Annotated in this window: 14 protein-coding genes and 1 tRNA gene; 10 read left to right on the top strand and 5 right to left on the bottom strand. The window is 44.5% G+C overall.

From position 1 onward, the window contains the following. Positions 1-81 precede the first annotated feature (81 nt). From A3GG_RS0104935 to A3GG_RS0104950, 4 genes are all read left to right on the top strand, one after another. A complete protein-coding gene (locus A3GG_RS0104935) occupies positions 82-345 on the top strand; it encodes a hypothetical protein (protein WP_134849399.1) in 264 nt (87 codons plus the stop codon). A 154-nt stretch (positions 346-499) separates the two neighbouring features. Beyond that, positions 500-865: a hypothetical protein gene (locus tag A3GG_RS0104940; protein WP_018358216.1), complete on the top strand. Its 366-nt coding sequence runs from the start codon at positions 500-502 to the stop codon at positions 863-865. A 90-nt stretch (positions 866-955) separates the two neighbouring features. Further along, positions 956-1,696 carry a GLPGLI family protein gene (locus A3GG_RS12815; protein WP_018358217.1) on the top strand — a complete coding sequence of 247 codons (741 nt, stop codon included), beginning with the start codon at positions 956-958 and terminating at the stop codon, positions 1,694-1,696. 46 nt (positions 1,697-1,742) lie between these two features. Further along, positions 1,743-4,418, top strand: coding sequence for a TonB-dependent receptor (locus tag A3GG_RS0104950; protein ID WP_026215633.1), 2,676 nt, complete (start codon positions 1,743-1,745; stop codon positions 4,416-4,418). Positions 4,419-4,467: 49 nt separating this feature from the next. Here the strand turns inward: A3GG_RS0104950 and A3GG_RS0104955 are convergent, their stop codons facing one another. From A3GG_RS0104955 to A3GG_RS0104970, 4 genes are all read right to left on the bottom strand, one after another. Next, the gene (locus tag A3GG_RS0104955; protein WP_018358219.1) at positions 4,468-5,430 is read right to left on the bottom strand and encodes a DMT family transporter; all 963 of its coding nucleotides are present in this window, start codon (positions 5,428-5,430) and stop codon (positions 4,468-4,470) included. Between the two features lie 631 nt (positions 5,431-6,061). Beyond that, the gene (locus A3GG_RS0104960; protein ID WP_033408412.1) at positions 6,062-6,880 is read right to left on the bottom strand and encodes a purine nucleoside phosphorylase I, inosine and guanosine-specific; all 819 of its coding nucleotides are present in this window, start codon (positions 6,878-6,880) and stop codon (positions 6,062-6,064) included. An 8-nt stretch (positions 6,881-6,888) separates the two neighbouring features. Then, complete coding sequence (locus A3GG_RS0104965; protein WP_018358221.1) at positions 6,889-8,172, bottom strand: amidohydrolase; 1,284 nt, start codon at positions 8,170-8,172, stop codon at positions 6,889-6,891. Next, entirely contained in the window at positions 8,159-9,544 is a 1,386-nt protein-coding gene (locus A3GG_RS0104970; RefSeq protein WP_018358222.1) for a dipeptidase, read from the bottom strand. Before A3GG_RS0104970 ends, A3GG_RS0104965 begins: the two co-directional genes overlap by 14 nt. A 192-nt stretch (positions 9,545-9,736) precedes the next feature. On the opposite strand from A3GG_RS0104970, the gene A3GG_RS11905 reads away from it, so the two are divergent. From A3GG_RS11905 to A3GG_RS11910, 6 genes are all read left to right on the top strand, one after another. Beyond that, positions 9,737-11,104 carry a UDP-N-acetylmuramoyl-tripeptide--D-alanyl-D-alanine ligase gene (locus tag A3GG_RS11905; protein WP_018358223.1) on the top strand — a complete coding sequence of 456 codons (1,368 nt, stop codon included), beginning with the start codon at positions 9,737-9,739 and terminating at the stop codon, positions 11,102-11,104. Further along, positions 11,094-11,903, top strand: coding sequence for a zinc transporter ZupT (gene zupT / locus A3GG_RS0104980; protein WP_018358224.1), 810 nt, complete (start codon positions 11,094-11,096; stop codon positions 11,901-11,903). The genes A3GG_RS11905 and zupT overlap by 11 nt, the downstream gene beginning before the upstream one ends. Before the next feature lie 52 nt (positions 11,904-11,955). After that, positions 11,956-13,011: an asparaginase gene (locus A3GG_RS0104985; protein ID WP_018358225.1), complete on the top strand. Its 1,056-nt coding sequence runs from the start codon at positions 11,956-11,958 to the stop codon at positions 13,009-13,011. Continuing rightward, the gene (locus tag A3GG_RS0104990) at positions 13,011-13,862 is read left to right on the top strand and encodes an MBL fold metallo-hydrolase (RefSeq protein WP_018358226.1); all 852 of its coding nucleotides are present in this window, start codon (positions 13,011-13,013) and stop codon (positions 13,860-13,862) included. The genes A3GG_RS0104985 and A3GG_RS0104990 overlap by 1 nt, the downstream gene beginning before the upstream one ends. 82 nt (positions 13,863-13,944) lie before the next feature. Further along, positions 13,945-14,018: transfer RNA gene (locus A3GG_RS0104995), tRNA-Asp, on the top strand. A 367-nt stretch (positions 14,019-14,385) separates the two neighbouring features. Then, positions 14,386-15,456 (top strand): site-specific integrase, encoded by a 1,071-nt coding sequence (locus tag A3GG_RS11910; RefSeq protein ID WP_051074816.1) that lies wholly within the window; start codon positions 14,386-14,388, stop codon positions 15,454-15,456. Between the two features lie 315 nt (positions 15,457-15,771). On the opposite strand, the gene A3GG_RS11915 is transcribed toward A3GG_RS11910, so the two are convergent. Next, positions 15,772-16,752: an IS256 family transposase gene (locus tag A3GG_RS11915; protein WP_018358228.1), complete on the bottom strand. Its 981-nt coding sequence runs from the start codon at positions 16,750-16,752 to the stop codon at positions 15,772-15,774. Positions 16,753-16,974: the final 222 nt, after the last annotated feature.

Genomic DNA, 16,974 nt, shown 5'->3' on the forward strand with positions numbered 1-16,974 from the left:
AAAAAAAATATACATACCTTTGCTGAAGAGGTGATATACCTTTTAGGTGATAAATTTATTTTGACTTTAGGCAAAATAACTATGAAAAGATTTCTAGCACTTCTTATTCTTTCTACCTCTTCAGTTTTTGCAGTGGGATGTGAAAATACTGTTGTTGTTTGGGAGACTTCACTCTTGAAGGGATCTGCGAAAAATAACATCGAAACACTGTCGATAGATGATGCTAAATTGTGTTATGACATAGGAGCAGAGATGACAGAAGGTCTGCGCTCGGATGTTTATGTTGCAGAATCTAACTGTTCAGCATCAATAACAAGTCAATTTAGAACACGTAACGGAGAGTAAATAAACTTTACTGTTCACGTTGTTGCTCCATGTGATAAACTATCCGAAGTGGCAAAGGATTTTTTGAGGAACACTCAGAAAATGTTGGAGGCTGTTTATTGATAGGCAAATATTAATGTTTCTTTAATGTTTAAAGGGTTGTAAATTTCTTGATATGAAAAAGTTTTTTTTGTTCGTTGTGTGTGCATTTTGCGCATTATCGTCTTATGCTTCTCAAGAAGCTCCTACCGTAGATGTTAACCTTAATTCTAGAGAGGTACTCTACGCAAAGTTCCAAATAGATTTGGGAGACTTCTCTGATTCTTTCTTGGAAAGTGGAGAAAATGCACTAAATGACTTACTTCAGCTTGGGGAGTGCATGAAAGCACTTGAGTGCTCTGTTACACTAACAGGTAAAGCTGGAATTTTTGATACAGGGGTTGAGGTTTCTGTTACTGTTACTGGACCGAGCGATGAGGTAATGGCCAAAGCAAAGAAACTTCTAAAACAACTCCAAGAAATGATAGATGACGTAAGGTGAAGTTCGTGATATTGATATAAAGATATAAAGAATTGTACAGAGTCGCACATCGTGCTGCTCTGTACATTTTCACTAATAATTTGAGAACGTATGAAACAAATTTTTGTCCTCCTAATACTGCTCTTTCCTTTGGCAATGAAAGCACAAGAGAGGTATGATGCTTTGCTTGAGTACAAAATGCAGACGAACTTTAGCGGTATGCCTACGACTTACAAGGCTGCTTTGTACTGCAATTCCACAAATGCCTTATTCATCTACCAAGATCAAAGAAAGGAGACTATCAATAGTGTAGATGAGGAAAGTCTTCAGCTCCAATATTTCGTAGCTGATACCACAGCCTATTTTATTAAAACCGATTCTGTTCTCACCACTTTAGCGCGTTCGACAAAAAAGGAAGGTGGTCTCGTGCTTATAGAGGAGAAAGTCCCACAGATAGAGTGGAAGATAGATTCTGAATTCAAAAATATCGATGGTTATGAATGTATTAAAGCAACCTGCAATTTTCGTGGGCGCTATTATACTGCTTGGTATGCTCCAGAGATTCCAATAAAGTATGGTCCATTTAAGTTTCACGGACTTCCCGGTGCCCTTTTTGAGCTCTATGATAGCCACCATGAAGTGGTCTTTACCCTCTCGAAGGTGAAAATAGAAAGCGGAATCGTACCGTCGGAGCCCATAAAAACGAAGTATCTTACCATTTCCAGAGACCTATACAAGAAAGCTCAAAAAGAACAATTTGAAAGAATAAAGAGGATATTGACGAGTAGATCTGATAGGGATATGCAAGTTTCGATAACGTCCTTTAAGGTTAATGCTATCGAAATGGATTGACTTGATTCATGGCGCTAAAGCCATAAAATTCTAAGGAATATACCAGATGAATCTACAACGACTTGCGTTGTTTCCCTTATTGCTATTATTGTGGGGCAATATGGAGGGGCAGACTGTAGTTACTGGTGTAATCGTCAATATGTTAGGGGAAGGGATACCGAATGTGAGTATCTTTCTCAAGGATAGCATTAGTGAGAAGACTCTGGCTCATCAGTTATCCGGTGAAAAAGGTCTTTTCAGACTAGAAACGCCTGCTAATACAGGGCTTTACTTAGTGTGTTCAAACATTAGCTATGAAAAACGTAACGTCCCTATCAAACTAAGTAATAATGGACGTGTAGAAGGAATAAAAGTAGTGCTAAAGGAGTCAACTTACACTCTGAAAGAGTTTACGATTACAGGAAAGAAAAGCCCTATTGTTGTCAGAAATGATACAGTGACATATGATGCCAACTATTTTACAGATGGCTTGGAGACAACTATTGAGGATTTGTTAAAGAAACTCCCTGGGATTGATGTCAATCCAGATGGTGTCGTTAGAGTTGGGAATAAAGAGATTGATAGAATACTTGTAGAGGGAGATGACCTCTTTGAGCGTGGCTATAAGGTCCTCTCAAAGAATATGCCGGTCTACCCAATCGAGAAGGTGCAAGTTATCAATGACTATGTAAAAAACCAATTATTCAAAGGGGTTGTGGATAGCGACAAGGTTGCTCTAAACCTTACACTCACCAAGGAGGCCAAGGATATCTGGTTTGGCAATGTCCGAGGAGGAATTGGCAATAAGTGGAATTATGAGTTGGTAAATAATCTAATGAACTTTAGTAAGACCCATAAAACCTATTTCTTAGTGAACTCCGACAATACCACTGGGCGTTCAGTGGGAGAGCTTAAGAGGCTCTCTGAAGTCATCGGAGACGAAGAGATTACCCCGCTTTTTCAGACTGAAAAGCCTGGCGCACTACTTTCCTTTTATCAGCTTGGAAATATCTATTTTGACGGCACAAAAAATCCGCTTTCTATGTCGGGGCTTACTTCTCTCAACTCGATTATCAACCTTTCGGACAAAAACAAGATTCGCATTGCTGGACTTTGCGATTATCAGAAGATTGGTCAATCCCAAAGAACTGTTGAAGATATTACTCTAGTGGGTTCTGAGATCAGAACCAATGAGAAAAGGAGCTCAATCCTGAGACAGCGTAGTACATTTGGGCGCATTGACTTTACGAGTGAGCCCTCAAAGCTCAGACGTTTCTCGAGTACCACAATGTTCTATTATGATAAGGATAGAGGGGTGGCTGATCTGCGACTCAATGGAATTGCTTCTGAAGAACACTTCGACCAATCAGGTATCAAACTAGAGCAACTTCTGAGTTATTTCTCTAAGATAGGGGACAAAACTATATTATCGGTTTTGGGGCGATATACCCATAATCGTCAGCCTCAGCAATTCAAGGTCAACCGATTCTACTTCTCCCATTTATTCCCTGGGTATGAGTCTGAGGGCGGGGCAAGACAATTATCTGTCGATAATATGAATAGTCTAGAAGGTTCTATTAGTCTTTTTCACAAGTTAGGAAATGGTCAGCTTCTTATGCAGATGGGCGATAAATATAGGTATCATTACCTAGAGACTCAATTACTCCTCTCACCAATTGAAGACAAAGAGTTCACGCTTAAGGACAATAGAAACCAAGTGCACTATTCAGTTAATGATTGTTCTGTACTTGTAAAGTATACTTGGTTGTTGGATGCCCTTAAATTGGGGACATCGCTTCGGGCACATTGGTACAGTCTCTTTTGTCAAGATGTTGTTCTTAAGGAGAATAAGAGAATGGACTCCTTTGTTATAAACCCAAGTATTTATGTGCGTTGGAAAATGTTCGAGCGTAATGCACTGCTAGTTACCTATGCAGTAAACAGCAGCCTTCCGGAAATAGATAAGTTATACTCTGGTTGTGTCTTAACTGGAAATCGGAGTCTTTCGAGAGGTGTAGGAGACCTTGGAATTCAAAGGAATACATTGTATTCTATTATGTATACTTATGGTGAGTTTGGTGAAGACCTCCAAGCACATGTATTGGGATTCCTTACTAAGGAGCACAATGTTTTTTCTAGTCGTTTAGCAGTTGCTGACAATACCTTTTATTCCCAAAGTATTCGAGTCCCTAATACAACGACAGGTAATGTATCACTTCAGGTAGACTACTTCATTCAACCCATAAGATCAAATTTCAAGTTCTCTGCAGGTGTCTCTCGAATCAACTTTTATAGAGCGATAAATAAAGAAGGAGTAACACCCTTTAAATCTACAAATTATTATATTAATGGAGAGCTTAGAAGTGCTTTCCTTTCTCTCTTTGAGTTCCATATTGGATCTCGTTGGTCTCTAAGTAAGTCCACATCTTCTATATCGCGGAAGTTAACCAATAATACCTCTTTTTTGGATCTTTACTTTAAGTTTTCCCGGGATTTGACCCTCAAATTGGGAACTGAGCGCCACCAGTTTGATAGACAACTTACCGATAAGGCTTACTACTTTAGTAGTTTTCACCTCGATTATCAGTTGATTCCAGATAAGCTGAGGGTAGGTGTCTCTGGGAGTAATATTATTGGAAATGAAAGGTTTGTTACAACTAATATTGATGAATTGATGACTACTCTAACGGAATTTGATTTGAAACCTAGGGTAGTCATGGCGACCTTTGAATACAGGTACTAAGGTGGCGTTTCGTACAGGTGTCGCTGACCTATGGGGCTGTCTTGGGTTTTTAGTCCAAAGGGGTGTGCGATCGCTCTAAATCGGCTCGGCTCTTGCTTTGGGTTACGATAAAGACACCAAGGAAGATGAGTAAAATAGCTGGGACTCTCCACCAGCTCCATCTGTCTAGCCCTAGGGATATGGATATCACAGCGGTTACAAATGGTTGTATATAAGCGTACATACTAATAACCGTGGGGCGAAGCTTGCGCTGGGCTACGGGAATCAATAGGAAAGGGAGGAAGGAGCCAAGTACCACGATATAGAAGAGGGCGCTATAGAAGTAGCCGTCGAACTTACTAAAGTCGGTGGCGGCAACATCTTTCCAATAAATTGGGAGGAAGACAATTGTGCTGGAAAGGAAGAGCCACTTCATGAGCGTAACAGGTGAGTACTTATCTGCAAGGGGCTTAAAGAGGGTGAGGTAGGTAGAGTATGTGAGGCTGCTCCCGAGGTTGAGTAATAGCCCTAGGAAATGATTATGATGTCCTAGATTGGCTGGCGCTGCCTGTGGTGTAGCCGCTAGCATCAGTAGCCATACGACTCCCGATAGTCCTACAGCTACACCTATGGACTTCTTGGTGGTAATAGGCTCTCGGAGGAATAGGGCTGAGAGCACAAGGGTGAGGATAGGCCCCACTGTGGTCACAAGTGAAGTATTGAATGGTGTGGTGTAGGAAACGCCGACAGCGGTAAATGACTGGTTGATACCCACAGCGAAGAGCCCAGCGAGGAAGAGCTTGAAGCGTTCGCCTCGCTCTATCGGTTCCCGTGGAAGGAATAGGCTAAGCGCCCAAAAGAGTACCGTAGGACCTAGGAAACGGGCTATGGCTGCCACTTGCCATACCACGCCATTAGTGGGGTCGAGTACTAATTTCATGGAGGGGAGATTAACCCCGAAAAGTACATTGGCAGAAAGGATGGCTAGGTGCCCTAGTAACCTCTCTTTTGTTAGAGTCCCTTTTTTGATCATACTGATACACGTTTATTGGATATGTCAAACAAATCTCGCAATTTTATGCGAGGTAGACAATCCCTCTCTTTTGACGGTATCTCTGGTGTAAATATATCATTAGGACGTTATTTTGGTATCTGAAATGCGATAAAAGAGTTAAAAGATGGCTTTTTGCGAGAAATACCACTGAAAAATTTGGAGAATAGAGGATAAGTGTATATCTTTGTGCTGTGGTTTTTTCATAATAGTATTAGATTATAGGTTAAAGAAGGATTGAGAGGTGTCGTGAGACACCTTTTTCTTTTTTCTTGAGGGGCAATAATTGGAGCATGTAGTGTATCCTCTGAATAACCTCGAAGGGTACCGAATCAGTCAATTATAGGCTCTGTTTCTATCAAAATATGGTTAAAAAAGCTATTTATACGCTAATTAGCATCGATTTATTTGGAAGTATGGAAAATAGTGCATAACTTTGCGCTGTGGTTTTTTCATAATAGTATTAGATTATAGGTTAAAGAAGGATTGAGGGGTGTCGAGAGACACCTTTTTTCTTTTTATAGGGGGAAGGTTTTCATAGATACTGTAAGAGGCTACGCTAGGGAAGTACCTTAGCGTAGCCTCTTATTGTATCAGTAGGTGCTGAATTGGCTTAGTAGAGTGTCTTGATTAGCTCCGTAAAGATAGCGCCCATCTTCTCTGAGGCAGCATTGGCAGCACGGATAACATCGTCGCCATCATTGACAAAGTCGTCCGAGAAGTGGTACCCTTCGTTGGTAATTACCGACATACCGAATACCTTGATATCGGCATGGCGCGCCACAATCACCTCTGGCGTAGTGCTCATACCTACTGCCGTAGCACCCACCATGCCGAAGAAGTGGTACTCCGCAGGTGTTTCGTAGCTAGGACCAGTACCCGCAAGGTAGACACCCTTGTGTAGTGGGATATCTAGCCTACGTGCAATCTGTTCTGCTCTTGCCATCAATTCTCTATCGTAAGGGCGTGTCATGTCTGAGAATCTAGGTCCGAACTCCTCCATATTAGGACCAATCAGAGGATTGGGAAGTAGATTAATGTGATCCCTGATAATCATCAAGTCCCCCACTTTGTATTGCTCATTGACACCTCCTGCGGCATTAGAGACAAAGAGGTATTCGATACCGAGGAGCTTGAATACCCGTACATGGAAAGTCACCTTATCCATTGGGTACCCTTCGTAGTAGTGGAAACGCCCTTGCATGGCTACTACAGGGCTGCCATCCAAAGTGCCCACAATCAGATTTCCCTTGTGCCCAATCGCTGTAGACTTAGGGAAGTTGGGGATATCGCTATAGGGGATTACCCTAGCATTCTCTATCTTATCGGCCAGCTGTCCTAGTCCTGAGCCTAGCGTGATAGCCACCTTCGTCTCCGAGGGGATAAGAGGCCTCAAGTAGTCCGCTGCCTCTTTGTAGTGCTTATACTCCATCATAATCTTTATTTCTTTTGCTTACTCTTTGCGAATAGTCTCTCTGTGTACTCTCGTGCTTCGGCGAGGATGGCTTCCTCACTAGGCACCTTGCGGTTGCGCATCAGTATCTTTCCATCTACCATAAGGGTATCTACAGCGCTCCCATTGGCTGAGTTGACTACATTGCTCACGAGGTCATGGCAAGGTGTCATCTCGGGGAGGTCGAGGTCTAGGAGCGCAAGGTCGGCAAGCATTCCTACTTCTACCTTACCTGCATCCAGTCTTAGGATATTGGCGCCAGCCGAAGTACCTGCGCCGAATACATCCTTAGCTTTGCCCGCCTTGGGGTCGCCCGACCAAGCTTTGGCGAGAAAGCTAGTGAGCTTCATGGCGGTAAACATATCTAGGTTGTTGCTACTAGAAGTGCCATCTGTACCGATACCTACACGAATACCCTTAGACCACATCTCCTCTAGCTTAAATCTGTAGCCACTTGCGAGCTTCATATTGGAAGCGGGGTTGTGTACACATGCCACCCCATGATCTGCTAGTATCTGTAGCTCCTCGCTATCCATCCATAGGGAGTGGGCAAGGACTAGGTTGGGCGAAAGCACACCTAGTTGCTCAAGGTAGCGCACAGGGGTGGTGCCATATTCCTTGATGCTATTATCCACCTCGCCCTTGGTCTCAGAGAGGTGTAGGTGTACCAATACATCATTGGCTTTGGCAAAGTCGTGGGTGTACTGGAGCATAGGACCCGTTACAGTATATATTGCATGTGGCCCTACGGAAAAGCTAACCCTATCGGTGTAGCGCTTAAACTCCTCCAGATACCGCTCCATGTTTCGCTTGTCTAGCTCAGCCCGCTTAGAATTGCCCTGATCAAATATGGTATATGAGATATTACCCCTCAGCCCCATCTCGTCTACAGCCCTTGCAGTGCCGTGAGGGAAAGAATACATATCGAGAAACGCCGTAGTGCCGCTCTTGATCATCTCAAGGCAAGCTAGCTTAGCACCTATGTACACATCCTCCTCATCCATGTGGGCTTCTACTGGCCATATCATATTATTGAGCCAGTCCATGAGGTCGAGATCATCGCCATAGCCACGGAAAAAGGTCATTGCGGCATGGGTATGGCAGTTGACCAGCCCAGGCATTACCGCCATACGGCTAGCGTCTATCACCTCAGCACCTTCAGCCACAAGCCCCTCGCCTATAGCAGATATCCTATTGCCCTCCACTAGGATATCCCTCCGCGCCCCATCGGGGTGCAGAGGGTTTTTGATTAGTAGCTTACTTTTGCTCATCGTGTCCATATCTAGCGTAGAACTCAGCTACTGTGCGGATACCTATGTGGAAGTTCTCCAATGGGAAGTTCTCATTAGGAGAGTGGATGGCATCGCTACCGAGTCCAAATCCCATAAGTATGCTCTTCACTCCAAGGACACGCTCAAAGGTGGCGATGATAGGGATACTACCACCAGAACGAACCGCTAGAGGCTTTTTGCCGAAAGTCGCCTGATAGGCTTCCTCGGCTACCTTGTAGATAGGTAGATCGCTAGGACATAGGTATGGCGTACCGCCATGTAGGTATTCTACCTTTACCTCTACGTGCTCTGGAGCGAGTGATTTCACATAGTCGATGAATGCTTGGGCAATCTTCTTCTCATCCTGATTGGCTACCAATCGAGTAGATACCTTAGCATAGGCTTTGCTTGGTAGGATGGTTTTAGCACCCTCGCCCTGATAGCCACCCCAGATACCACAGAGATCGAAGCTTGGTCGGCTACCCGTACGCTCAAGCGTGTGGTAGCCCTCCTCACCATAGAGCGCCTTCACTCCTATCTCCTTTTTGTACTTGCGCTCATTGAAAGGCGTCTTCTCTGTCATAGCCCTATCCGCCTCTGTTAGCTCTACCACATCATCGTAGAAGCCAGGGATAGTAACCCTACCTTGCTCATCGCGCATCTTGGCTATGATGTTACACAGTTCATTGAGTGGATTGCCCACAGCCCCGCCATAGATACCAGAGTGAAGGTCGTGGTTAGGGCCAGTGACCTCTATCTGCCAGTAGCATAGTCCACGAAGCCCTGTGGTCATGGATGGATGCTTCATGCTCAGCATTCCCGTATCGCTTACAAGGATGTAATCGCTCTTGAGTAGCTTCTTATTTTTCTTACAGAACGCCTCTAGGCTTGTGGAACCTATTTCCTCCTCGCCTTCGAGCATCACCTTAACATTACACCTCAGAAGATCCAGTTTGATGGCAGTCTCCAAGCCCTTAACTTGGCACATAGTCTGCCCCTTATCGTCATCGGCACCACGCGCATAGATGATGCCATTGCGTACCTCAGGTTCAAAAGCTGGCGACTTCCATAACTCAAGTGGCTCTGGAGGCATTACATCGTAATGACCATAAACGAGTACAGTAGGATACTTAGGATTGACTTTCTTCTCGGCATACACTACAGAGTTACCTTTTGTAGGCATCACTTCGGCACGATCCATACCGCTCTTTAGGAGGAGGTCTCGCCAATGCTCTGCGCACCTATCCATATCGGGTTTGTGCTGACTCTGTGAACTTACTGAGGGGATACGAATCAGCTCAAATAGTTCCTCAAGGAAACGCTCCTTATTCTCCTCTACATACTGGTTAATCTTTGGGTTCGACTTACTCATAGCTTAGTTTGTCTCACTTTATTATTATTATTGTTATTAAATTGATTATCTACACTTACCCTCCAGACCCAAAGGTACTCATTTTCTACTAAACAACGGAGCGTGCGATAGCGTCAGACGGTACTAAGCCTCTTGGGGAAGTCTATAGTATAGGTCTATTTATGTATCTTTGTGGTATACACAAGATATGTTATGAATTTTAATGACCATAATATCGATATAGAACTTCTGTACCGCACCTACTTGGCGTGTGGTATGGAGGTAACGACTGATAGTAGGAGGGTTCCTGAGGGAGCGCTCTTCTTTGCACTTAAGGGGGAGAACTTTGATGGTAATAGCTATGCCCTCTCTGCGCTTGGCAAGGGGGCGAAGTACTGTGTGGTATCACGCCCAGAGCTGGCAAAGGAGGATGCGCGCTGTATCTACGTGGAGGATACGCTATTGGCGCTACAATTGCTGGCGCACTACCACCGTATGCAACGGCAGGACATTCCTGTCATTGGTATTACGGGTACGAATGGGAAGACGACCACTAAGGAACTAATGGCAAGCTGCTTAACGCAGGCTTGGGATACCCTCTATACCCAAGGTAATCTCAATAATCATATAGGCGTACCTCTTACGCTACTTAGGTTGCGCCCACAGCATAGAGTAGCTATAGTGGAAATGGGAGCAAGCCACCCAGGAGATATAGAGGAGCTCTGCAATATCGCGTGCCCAACCATAGGGGTGATTACCAATGTGGGAAAAGCGCATCTAGAGGGCTTTGGTAGCGTGGAGGGAGTGCTCAAGACGAAAAGTGAATTGTATCGCCACCTCATTAATAGCGGTAAGAGTTTTGTCCTTAACCGTGACGACCAACGACTGAGCAAGAAGTGGCGGACGGGATACGTACAGAGCTTTGGGCTTCAGGCGCTGTCTGGTAAGGGGTATATGCGGGGGGAGGTGGTGTCTAATACACCTTTCCTTACTATGAAGGTATACTTCGAAGGGCGGAGCTACGCTGTGGCAACGCATTTGGTAGGTGAATACAATGCTCATAACATATTGGCTGCGATGAGTATCGCTACAGCTGTGGGATTGGATATGGAGAGCTGTGTAAAGGGGGTAGAGGAATACCGCCCTGCAAACCACCGTTCACAGCTCATTCAGGGTACTGAGGGTAGGCGGATTATAGCAGATGCGTACAATGCCAATCCTTCGAGTATGATGGTGGCTCTTCGGAACCTCGCTAATACGGAGGGCGCACACCGTATCGCCCTGCTGGGAGATATGAGAGAACTAGGTAAGGAGAGCCAAGAGGAACATAGAGCAATAGTGGAGTGGCTGATGGCACACCCCGAGATAGAGGCACGCCTTGTGGGGCAAGAGTTTCACCAAGTAGCTCCCGCAACAATCGCCCACTATCCAGACGCGCAAGTAATAGGTCAACTCTTGTCAGACGCTCAGCCCTTTGCTCCCGATACAGTGGTGCTTCTCAAGGGTTCGCATGGCATCGCACTCGAACAGCTACTGCCAAAACTCCAACAACTAATAGGCTACGACGAACATGGACAATAGTGTATGGCTAGCCCTAGGACTCACCCTATTTGCTGGACTATCTACCGGTATCGGTAGCGCTATTGCTTTTTTTGCCAAGCGCACCAATACGAGTCTGCTCTCTACCTCGCTGGGGCTCTCCGCCGGGGTGATGATTTATATCTCATTCGTAGAGCTGTATGCTACGTCTGTGAGTGCCATGAGCGAACTTTATGGAGCTACCAAGGGGCAGCTCTATACTATGCTAGCTTTCTTCGGAGGTATTGCACTGATAATGGTGATAGACTTCCTGGTGCCGGAGCGAGATAATCCGCACGAGATTCACGAAATAGAGGATTTGCAGCAGGTCAACCCCAATCCTACTTCTACTAGTAAACTGATGCGCACAGGGATGATATCTGCACTGGTCATCGCTATCCACAACTTCCCAGAGGGCATGGTTACTTTCCTTACGGCTCTGGATAACCCCATGCTTGGACTACCTATAGCAATAGCGATAGCTATCCATAATATCCCCGAGGGAATATCGGTATCTATCCCTATCTACTATGCAACAGGCAAGAAAGCCAAGGCATTTTGGATTTCATTTGGTAGCGGACTAGCCGAGCCCCTTGGTGCTGTCGTGGGCTACCTGCTATTGCGCCCTTTCCTCAGCCCCAGCTTATTTGGACTACTAAACGCAATGATTGCAGGTATTATGGTCTATATATCTCTAGACGAGCTCCTGCCTGCTGCAGAGCGCTATGGTAAGCACCACCATGCGATTCTCGGACTTATTGGTGGAATGATGATTATGGCGGTTACACTAGTAGTATTGTAAGCTATAACATATTTTGTATATTTGTAGGCGTTATGACTATAAGATAAGGACTATGGAGATTAAGACCACAAACCCATCCTCCAACGGTATACATGTACTCCTAATATATACGGGAGGGACTATTGGTATGCTCGAAAACCCTGCGACCAAGAGTCTTGAGGTTTGCGATTTCGCATATGTAACGGAGCATGTACAGGAGATTAATCAACTCCCTTTTGGGATAGATGCCATCACATTTGACCCTCCGCAGGACTCAAGTGATGCTGGCATAGAGTTATGGCAGTGTATTGCTGATATCATTCTTGAGCACTATGATAGCTATGATGGCTTTGTTGTGCTCCATGGTACAGATACTATGGCATACACCGCATCGGGGCTCAGCTTCATGTTCGACAACCTAAATAAGCCTGTGATTCTAACAGGTTCGCAAGTGCCTATCGGGAAACTACGTACGGATGGTAAGGAAAATCTCCTCACGGCTCTCGAGATAGCCGCATCCAAAGAGGCCTGTGGAAAAGCAGCGGTGAATGAGGTCTGTGTATTCTTTAATAACCAGCTCCTCCGGGGTAATCGCTCTACAAAGACAAGCGCCGATCACTTCCTCGCTTTCCAATCTCCTAACTACCCCAATCTGGCGGATGTGGGGATTGATATTAAGTTCTCAAGAAGCGTTATGCTTCCCTATCCAGAGGACAAGCTCAATAGTCATACCGAATTGGATAACCATGTGCTCCTGATGAAGCTCTTCCCAGGACTAAGCCCAGAGGTTATGAAGACTTGCTTTAGCGCTCCAGGGCTTAGGGGGATAGTTCTTGAGACCTTTGGTAGCGGCAATGCACCCTCCAATGCATGCTTTATCAACCTAATAAAGTGGGCGGTAGCGCAGGGTATTGTGATTGTCAATGTCACTCAGTGCCAAAGGGGCAAGGTGCAGATGGAGCGTTACGAGACAGGGCGTACCCTCCTAGATGCGGGTGTGCTAAGTGGCTATGATATGACCGCTGAGGCAGCACTTGCCAAGCTGATGTATCTACTAGGGAAGTATAAGAGTAGCGAGGAGGTCAAGCATTGGATGGGGGTTGACCTCCGTGGTGAATTTACAATGTAATGGAGGAAGAGGTGCTCGGACCACTATTTAGGCAGGAGCAGGAGGCTTCAGATCTTACTTTCGTGAGCCTGAGTAGTGGAAGTTGTGGAAACTGTGGGATACTTACGTATCGAGATAAGAGCATCCTTATAGATGCAGGTTTGGGCATTCGGAAGTTCCAACAGATTGTAAGGGAGCAAGGCATAGATATAAGTCATGTGCAAGGGATATTTATTACCCATGACCATGCTGACCATACACGTGCAGCCGTTCGGCTTGCCCACAAATACCAATGGACAATATACGCAGCGCCTGAGGTTTCTAGGGCGCTATTATACCACCGATATGCGAGTGCAGAGCTCAGTGCTTACCTCAAGAGCACAGAGATAGGTAATAGGGTGCAGATAGGCGAGATGTCTATTCGCTCCTTCGAGGTTCCGCACGATTCTACCCAGAATGTAGGGTATGCCGTAGATACACCAGTGGGTCGGTTCACCCTCGTTACTGACATTGGGAAGGTTACAGAGACTATCATAGAAGAGATAAAGGGAGCTAACTACTTGGTATTTGAGAGCAACTACGATCGTGAGATGCTACTGAGCGGATCCTATCCCTACTACCTCAAAGAGCGAATAGTGAGCGGAGAAGGACATATCAGCAACCACGAGGCGTCCCATATACTTGTGCAGTATCTCCACAAAGAAGTGCGCTTCCTCGCTCTCTGCCACCTTAGTGGAGAGAATAATAGTCCAGAATTGGCACTTGAGACACTTCGGCAGAAGTTCAGAGAACACTACGATTGGGAAGCCGACGGACTCTTACTCAAGGTCCTCAAGCGTGGCGAATGCTCCCCAATCTACCAATTGAGATAAAATATTTGCCGATATATTTGGTCGTATTGAAAATCCTTGCTATCTTTGCCGAGCAAACCTCAGAGAAGAGCAATCAGCAAACGGTGTGGTAGTTCAGCTGGTTAGAATACCTGCCTGTCACGCAGGGGGTCGCGGGTTCGAGTCCCGTCCATACCGCAAGAAGCTAAAAAGTGACTTACGAGAGTAGTCAAACGAGGCTTCAAAATCAATCGAAAAGTCGTTGTAAAGCAGGTNTTTACAGCGACTTTTCTTATTTCAGTGCATACCACTGAATATCTTTTGTGGGGGTTAGATAGTCATCAATAGACCACTTTTCTGCTACATTTTCTGCTACACAAAAAATGCACGACCTGAAATTGTAGCAATGACTACAAAATGAATACCAAATTGAATACTACAACTCGCTATCTTTCAGAGACTTTATTGCTAACTTTGTGGCAATTCGAGAGGGTGAAAGACTGTAGCAAAAAACCATGTTTTTGCTACATAAAAGACTCTTAGTGCTACATTAAAATTAAGTGACATGAAGAATCAATTTAAGGTGTCCTACTACCTACGCTCAAACTACGAGAACAAAGAGGGAAAATCACCAATAATGATGCGAGTTAACATCAACGGTGGTATGGTGAACCTTGGGTCTACTCGACTGGCTGTAAAGAAGACCCTATGGAGTAACCAGACCAGCAGGGCAAAAGGAAGAACAGCAGAAGCCATTGAAGTTAATGCTTCTTTAGACTCTCTGTCTGCAGCTGCACAAGAACTCTTTAGAAAGTGTGAGTTTCAAGAGGACTTGACAGCTGAGTCTTTTAAGGCCAAATTCCTAGGGTATGACAAGGAGTTCAGCTCCATTATCCCGATATTTGAAAAGTACAATGAGGGTATCTCTCAACAAGTTGGGAAGTCGATGGTTAAGGCTACTTATCAAAAGTACGACTTAGTAACTAGACAGTTTGGAGATTTTCTAAGTGCCGAATATCACAAGAGTGATTTGGCTATTATTGAATTCACACCCTCAGTTGTAGAAGATTTTGAGCTTTACCTGAAGTCAAAGCTAAATATTGCCCACAACACAGCACAGAAAAAATTGAAGCTTCTGAAAACAATGACTATTTATGCTCAAAAACGAGGCTATATCTTACATGACCCATTTCTCGACATTCACTTTCATGCTAAACCGGTAGATAGAGGATTCCTTTCGGAAGAAGAGTTAGCAATTATGGCTGACAAAGACCTCTCCCATATTAAAAGACTCGAAGTTGTAAGGGATATATTCTTATTTTCTTGTTTTACGGGGCTTGCCTACATTGATGTCGCCAATCTGAAACCAGATAATATTGTGACAATGAACGATAAGCAATGGATCGTCACCAATCGACAGAAGACAAAGGTTCCGAGTAATGTACTTCTTCTTGATGTCCCAAAGCAAATAATATCCAAGTACAACCATGAAACATATCGGGAAGGTAAGCTTTTTCCCATATTGAGCAATCAGAAGATGAATTCATACTTAAAGGAAATTGCCGACATTTGTAATATTAGGAAGAATTTAACCTTCCACACGGCAAGGCATAGAGAATTTATAAACATCAAATAATCAACTGATTATATCGTTTGTCAATAAAGGGGGTAACGATAAGGAAACCAGCGAACTTCTATACTCCACCTTATTTTGCCATTTCAAAGAACTACTTTATTTGTTGCAAAGATAAGGATCTGTCGTGAGAAAAAAGAATTTTCTCTTCGACAAAATGGTAAATAAGACTAAACAGAAACATACTTAAGCAAGATTGTGAAATTTGTAGGTAGTGTAAAATAAACTGTGTCATGCATTATTTCTCTCTAGAAAACTCATCGGTCGGGGAGCGGCCAGCGCCAAGGGGCGGGACCACCCGTCCCGACGAGCGTAAAATTAGAATAATTTAAATCGTTTTCCAAACTTTATGGCCAGTTGCTGTGAGATTGTAGCCCAATTGGCCAGCGGCATAGTCCATTTCTTCCGTATATTACGGTATGCAAGATAAACCAGTTTTTCAAGGGCTGTATCCGAGGGGAACACGCCCTTGTTCTTTGTCACCTTACGGATCTGGCGGTGATACCCTTCAACAGTATTTGTCGTATATATAAGCTTACGGATAGCCGGAGTGTACTGGAAGTATTCAGACAGCTTATTCCAATTATCCTGCCAGGACCTGATGACGATAGGATACTGTTCGCCCCATTTCTCTTCCAACTTAAGGAGCTCATTTTCGGCTGATTCCTTACTGACAGCCTGATAAACACATTTCAAATCCTTAAGGAATTCCTTTTGATTTTTGGACCCTACATACTTTATGGAATTACGAATCTGATGTACAATACAAAGCTGTACGGCTGTATTAGGATAAACACTCTGGATTGCTTCAGGAAAACCTTTCAGGCCATCTATACAGGCTATAAGAATATCTTCTACTCCACGGTTCTGAAGGTCTGTCAGCACACTGAGCCAGAAGTTAGCTCCCTCATTCCTTGATATATACATTCCGAGCAGTTCCTTATGCCCTTCTCTGTCAATCCCCAGAACATTATATATTGCACGTGTAACCGCACAGCCGCGTTCATCAGTTACTTTGTAATGGATGGCATCCATCCAGACTATCGGATAGACAGAATCAAGCATACGTGATTTCCATGCCTTTATTTCCGGAAGTACACGGTCTGTTATGGCACTGATCGTATCTGCAGACACACGATTTCCAAGATGCTCTTCCATCCAGTCGCTGATTTCCCGTGTGCTGTTACCAAGAGCATACAGGCCGATTATACGGTCTGCAACACCTTCTGCCAGAATGGTCTCACGTTTCTTAACCCAAGTTTGACCCCTAGAGTATATTTTGAGGTGTTTTTTGGGCATTTTGAGGAGTGAAATGCTGATTTCATCGGGGTAGTTGTTTTTTAAATCGAAATGTAGTACACAGCGGTGGATTTTTTTATCCTTACCTTTGTGGCACTATGCATTTTATTTCGCAGACAAGATATAATCCGGATTCTGGGAGGGACGAAAAGTACTACCGTATCAAAGAGTCTTTTCGGGATAAGTTGGGGAGAGTGCGTTCGCGTATTCTGCTCAACGTCG

Source organism: Porphyromonas levii DSM 23370 (assembly GCF_000379925.1).
In the GTDB taxonomy this organism is placed as follows: Bacteria; Bacteroidota; Bacteroidia; order Bacteroidales; family Porphyromonadaceae; genus Porphyromonas_A; species Porphyromonas_A levii.

Bases quoted from the DNA above. Each gene is read 5' to 3' on its own strand.
- A3GG_RS0104935 (WP_134849399.1), top strand. From the start codon at position 82: ATGAAAAGATTTCTAGCACTTCTTATTCTTTCTACCTCTTCAGTTTTT.
- A3GG_RS0104940 (WP_018358216.1), top strand. From the start codon at position 500: ATGAAAAAGTTTTTTTTGTTCGTTGTGTGTGCATTTTGCGCATTATCG.
- A3GG_RS12815 (WP_018358217.1), top strand. From the start codon at position 956: ATGAAACAAATTTTTGTCCTCCTAATACTGCTCTTTCCTTTGGCAATG.
- A3GG_RS0104950 (WP_026215633.1), top strand. From the start codon at position 1,743: ATGAATCTACAACGACTTGCGTTGTTTCCCTTATTGCTATTATTGTGG.
- A3GG_RS0104955 (WP_018358219.1), bottom strand. From the start codon at position 5,430: ATGATCAAAAAAGGGACTCTAACAAAAGAGAGGTTACTAGGGCACCTA.
- A3GG_RS0104960 (WP_033408412.1), bottom strand. From the start codon at position 6,880: ATGGAGTATAAGCACTACAAAGAGGCAGCGGACTACTTGAGGCCTCTT.
- A3GG_RS0104965 (WP_018358221.1), bottom strand. From the start codon at position 8,172: ATGAGCAAAAGTAAGCTACTAATCAAAAACCCTCTGCACCCCGATGGG.
- A3GG_RS0104970 (WP_018358222.1), bottom strand. From the start codon at position 9,544: ATGAGTAAGTCGAACCCAAAGATTAACCAGTATGTAGAGGAGAATAAG.
- A3GG_RS11905 (WP_018358223.1), top strand. From the start codon at position 9,737: ATGAATTTTAATGACCATAATATCGATATAGAACTTCTGTACCGCACC.
- zupT (WP_018358224.1), top strand. From the start codon at position 11,094: ATGGACAATAGTGTATGGCTAGCCCTAGGACTCACCCTATTTGCTGGA.
- A3GG_RS0104985 (WP_018358225.1), top strand. From the start codon at position 11,956: ATGGAGATTAAGACCACAAACCCATCCTCCAACGGTATACATGTACTC.
- A3GG_RS0104990 (WP_018358226.1), top strand. From the start codon at position 13,011: ATGGAGGAAGAGGTGCTCGGACCACTATTTAGGCAGGAGCAGGAGGCT.
- A3GG_RS11910 (WP_051074816.1), top strand. From the start codon at position 14,386: ATGAAGAATCAATTTAAGGTGTCCTACTACCTACGCTCAAACTACGAG.
- A3GG_RS11915 (WP_018358228.1), bottom strand. From the start codon at position 16,752: ATGCCCAAAAAACACCTCAAAATATACTCTAGGGGTCAAACTTGGGTT.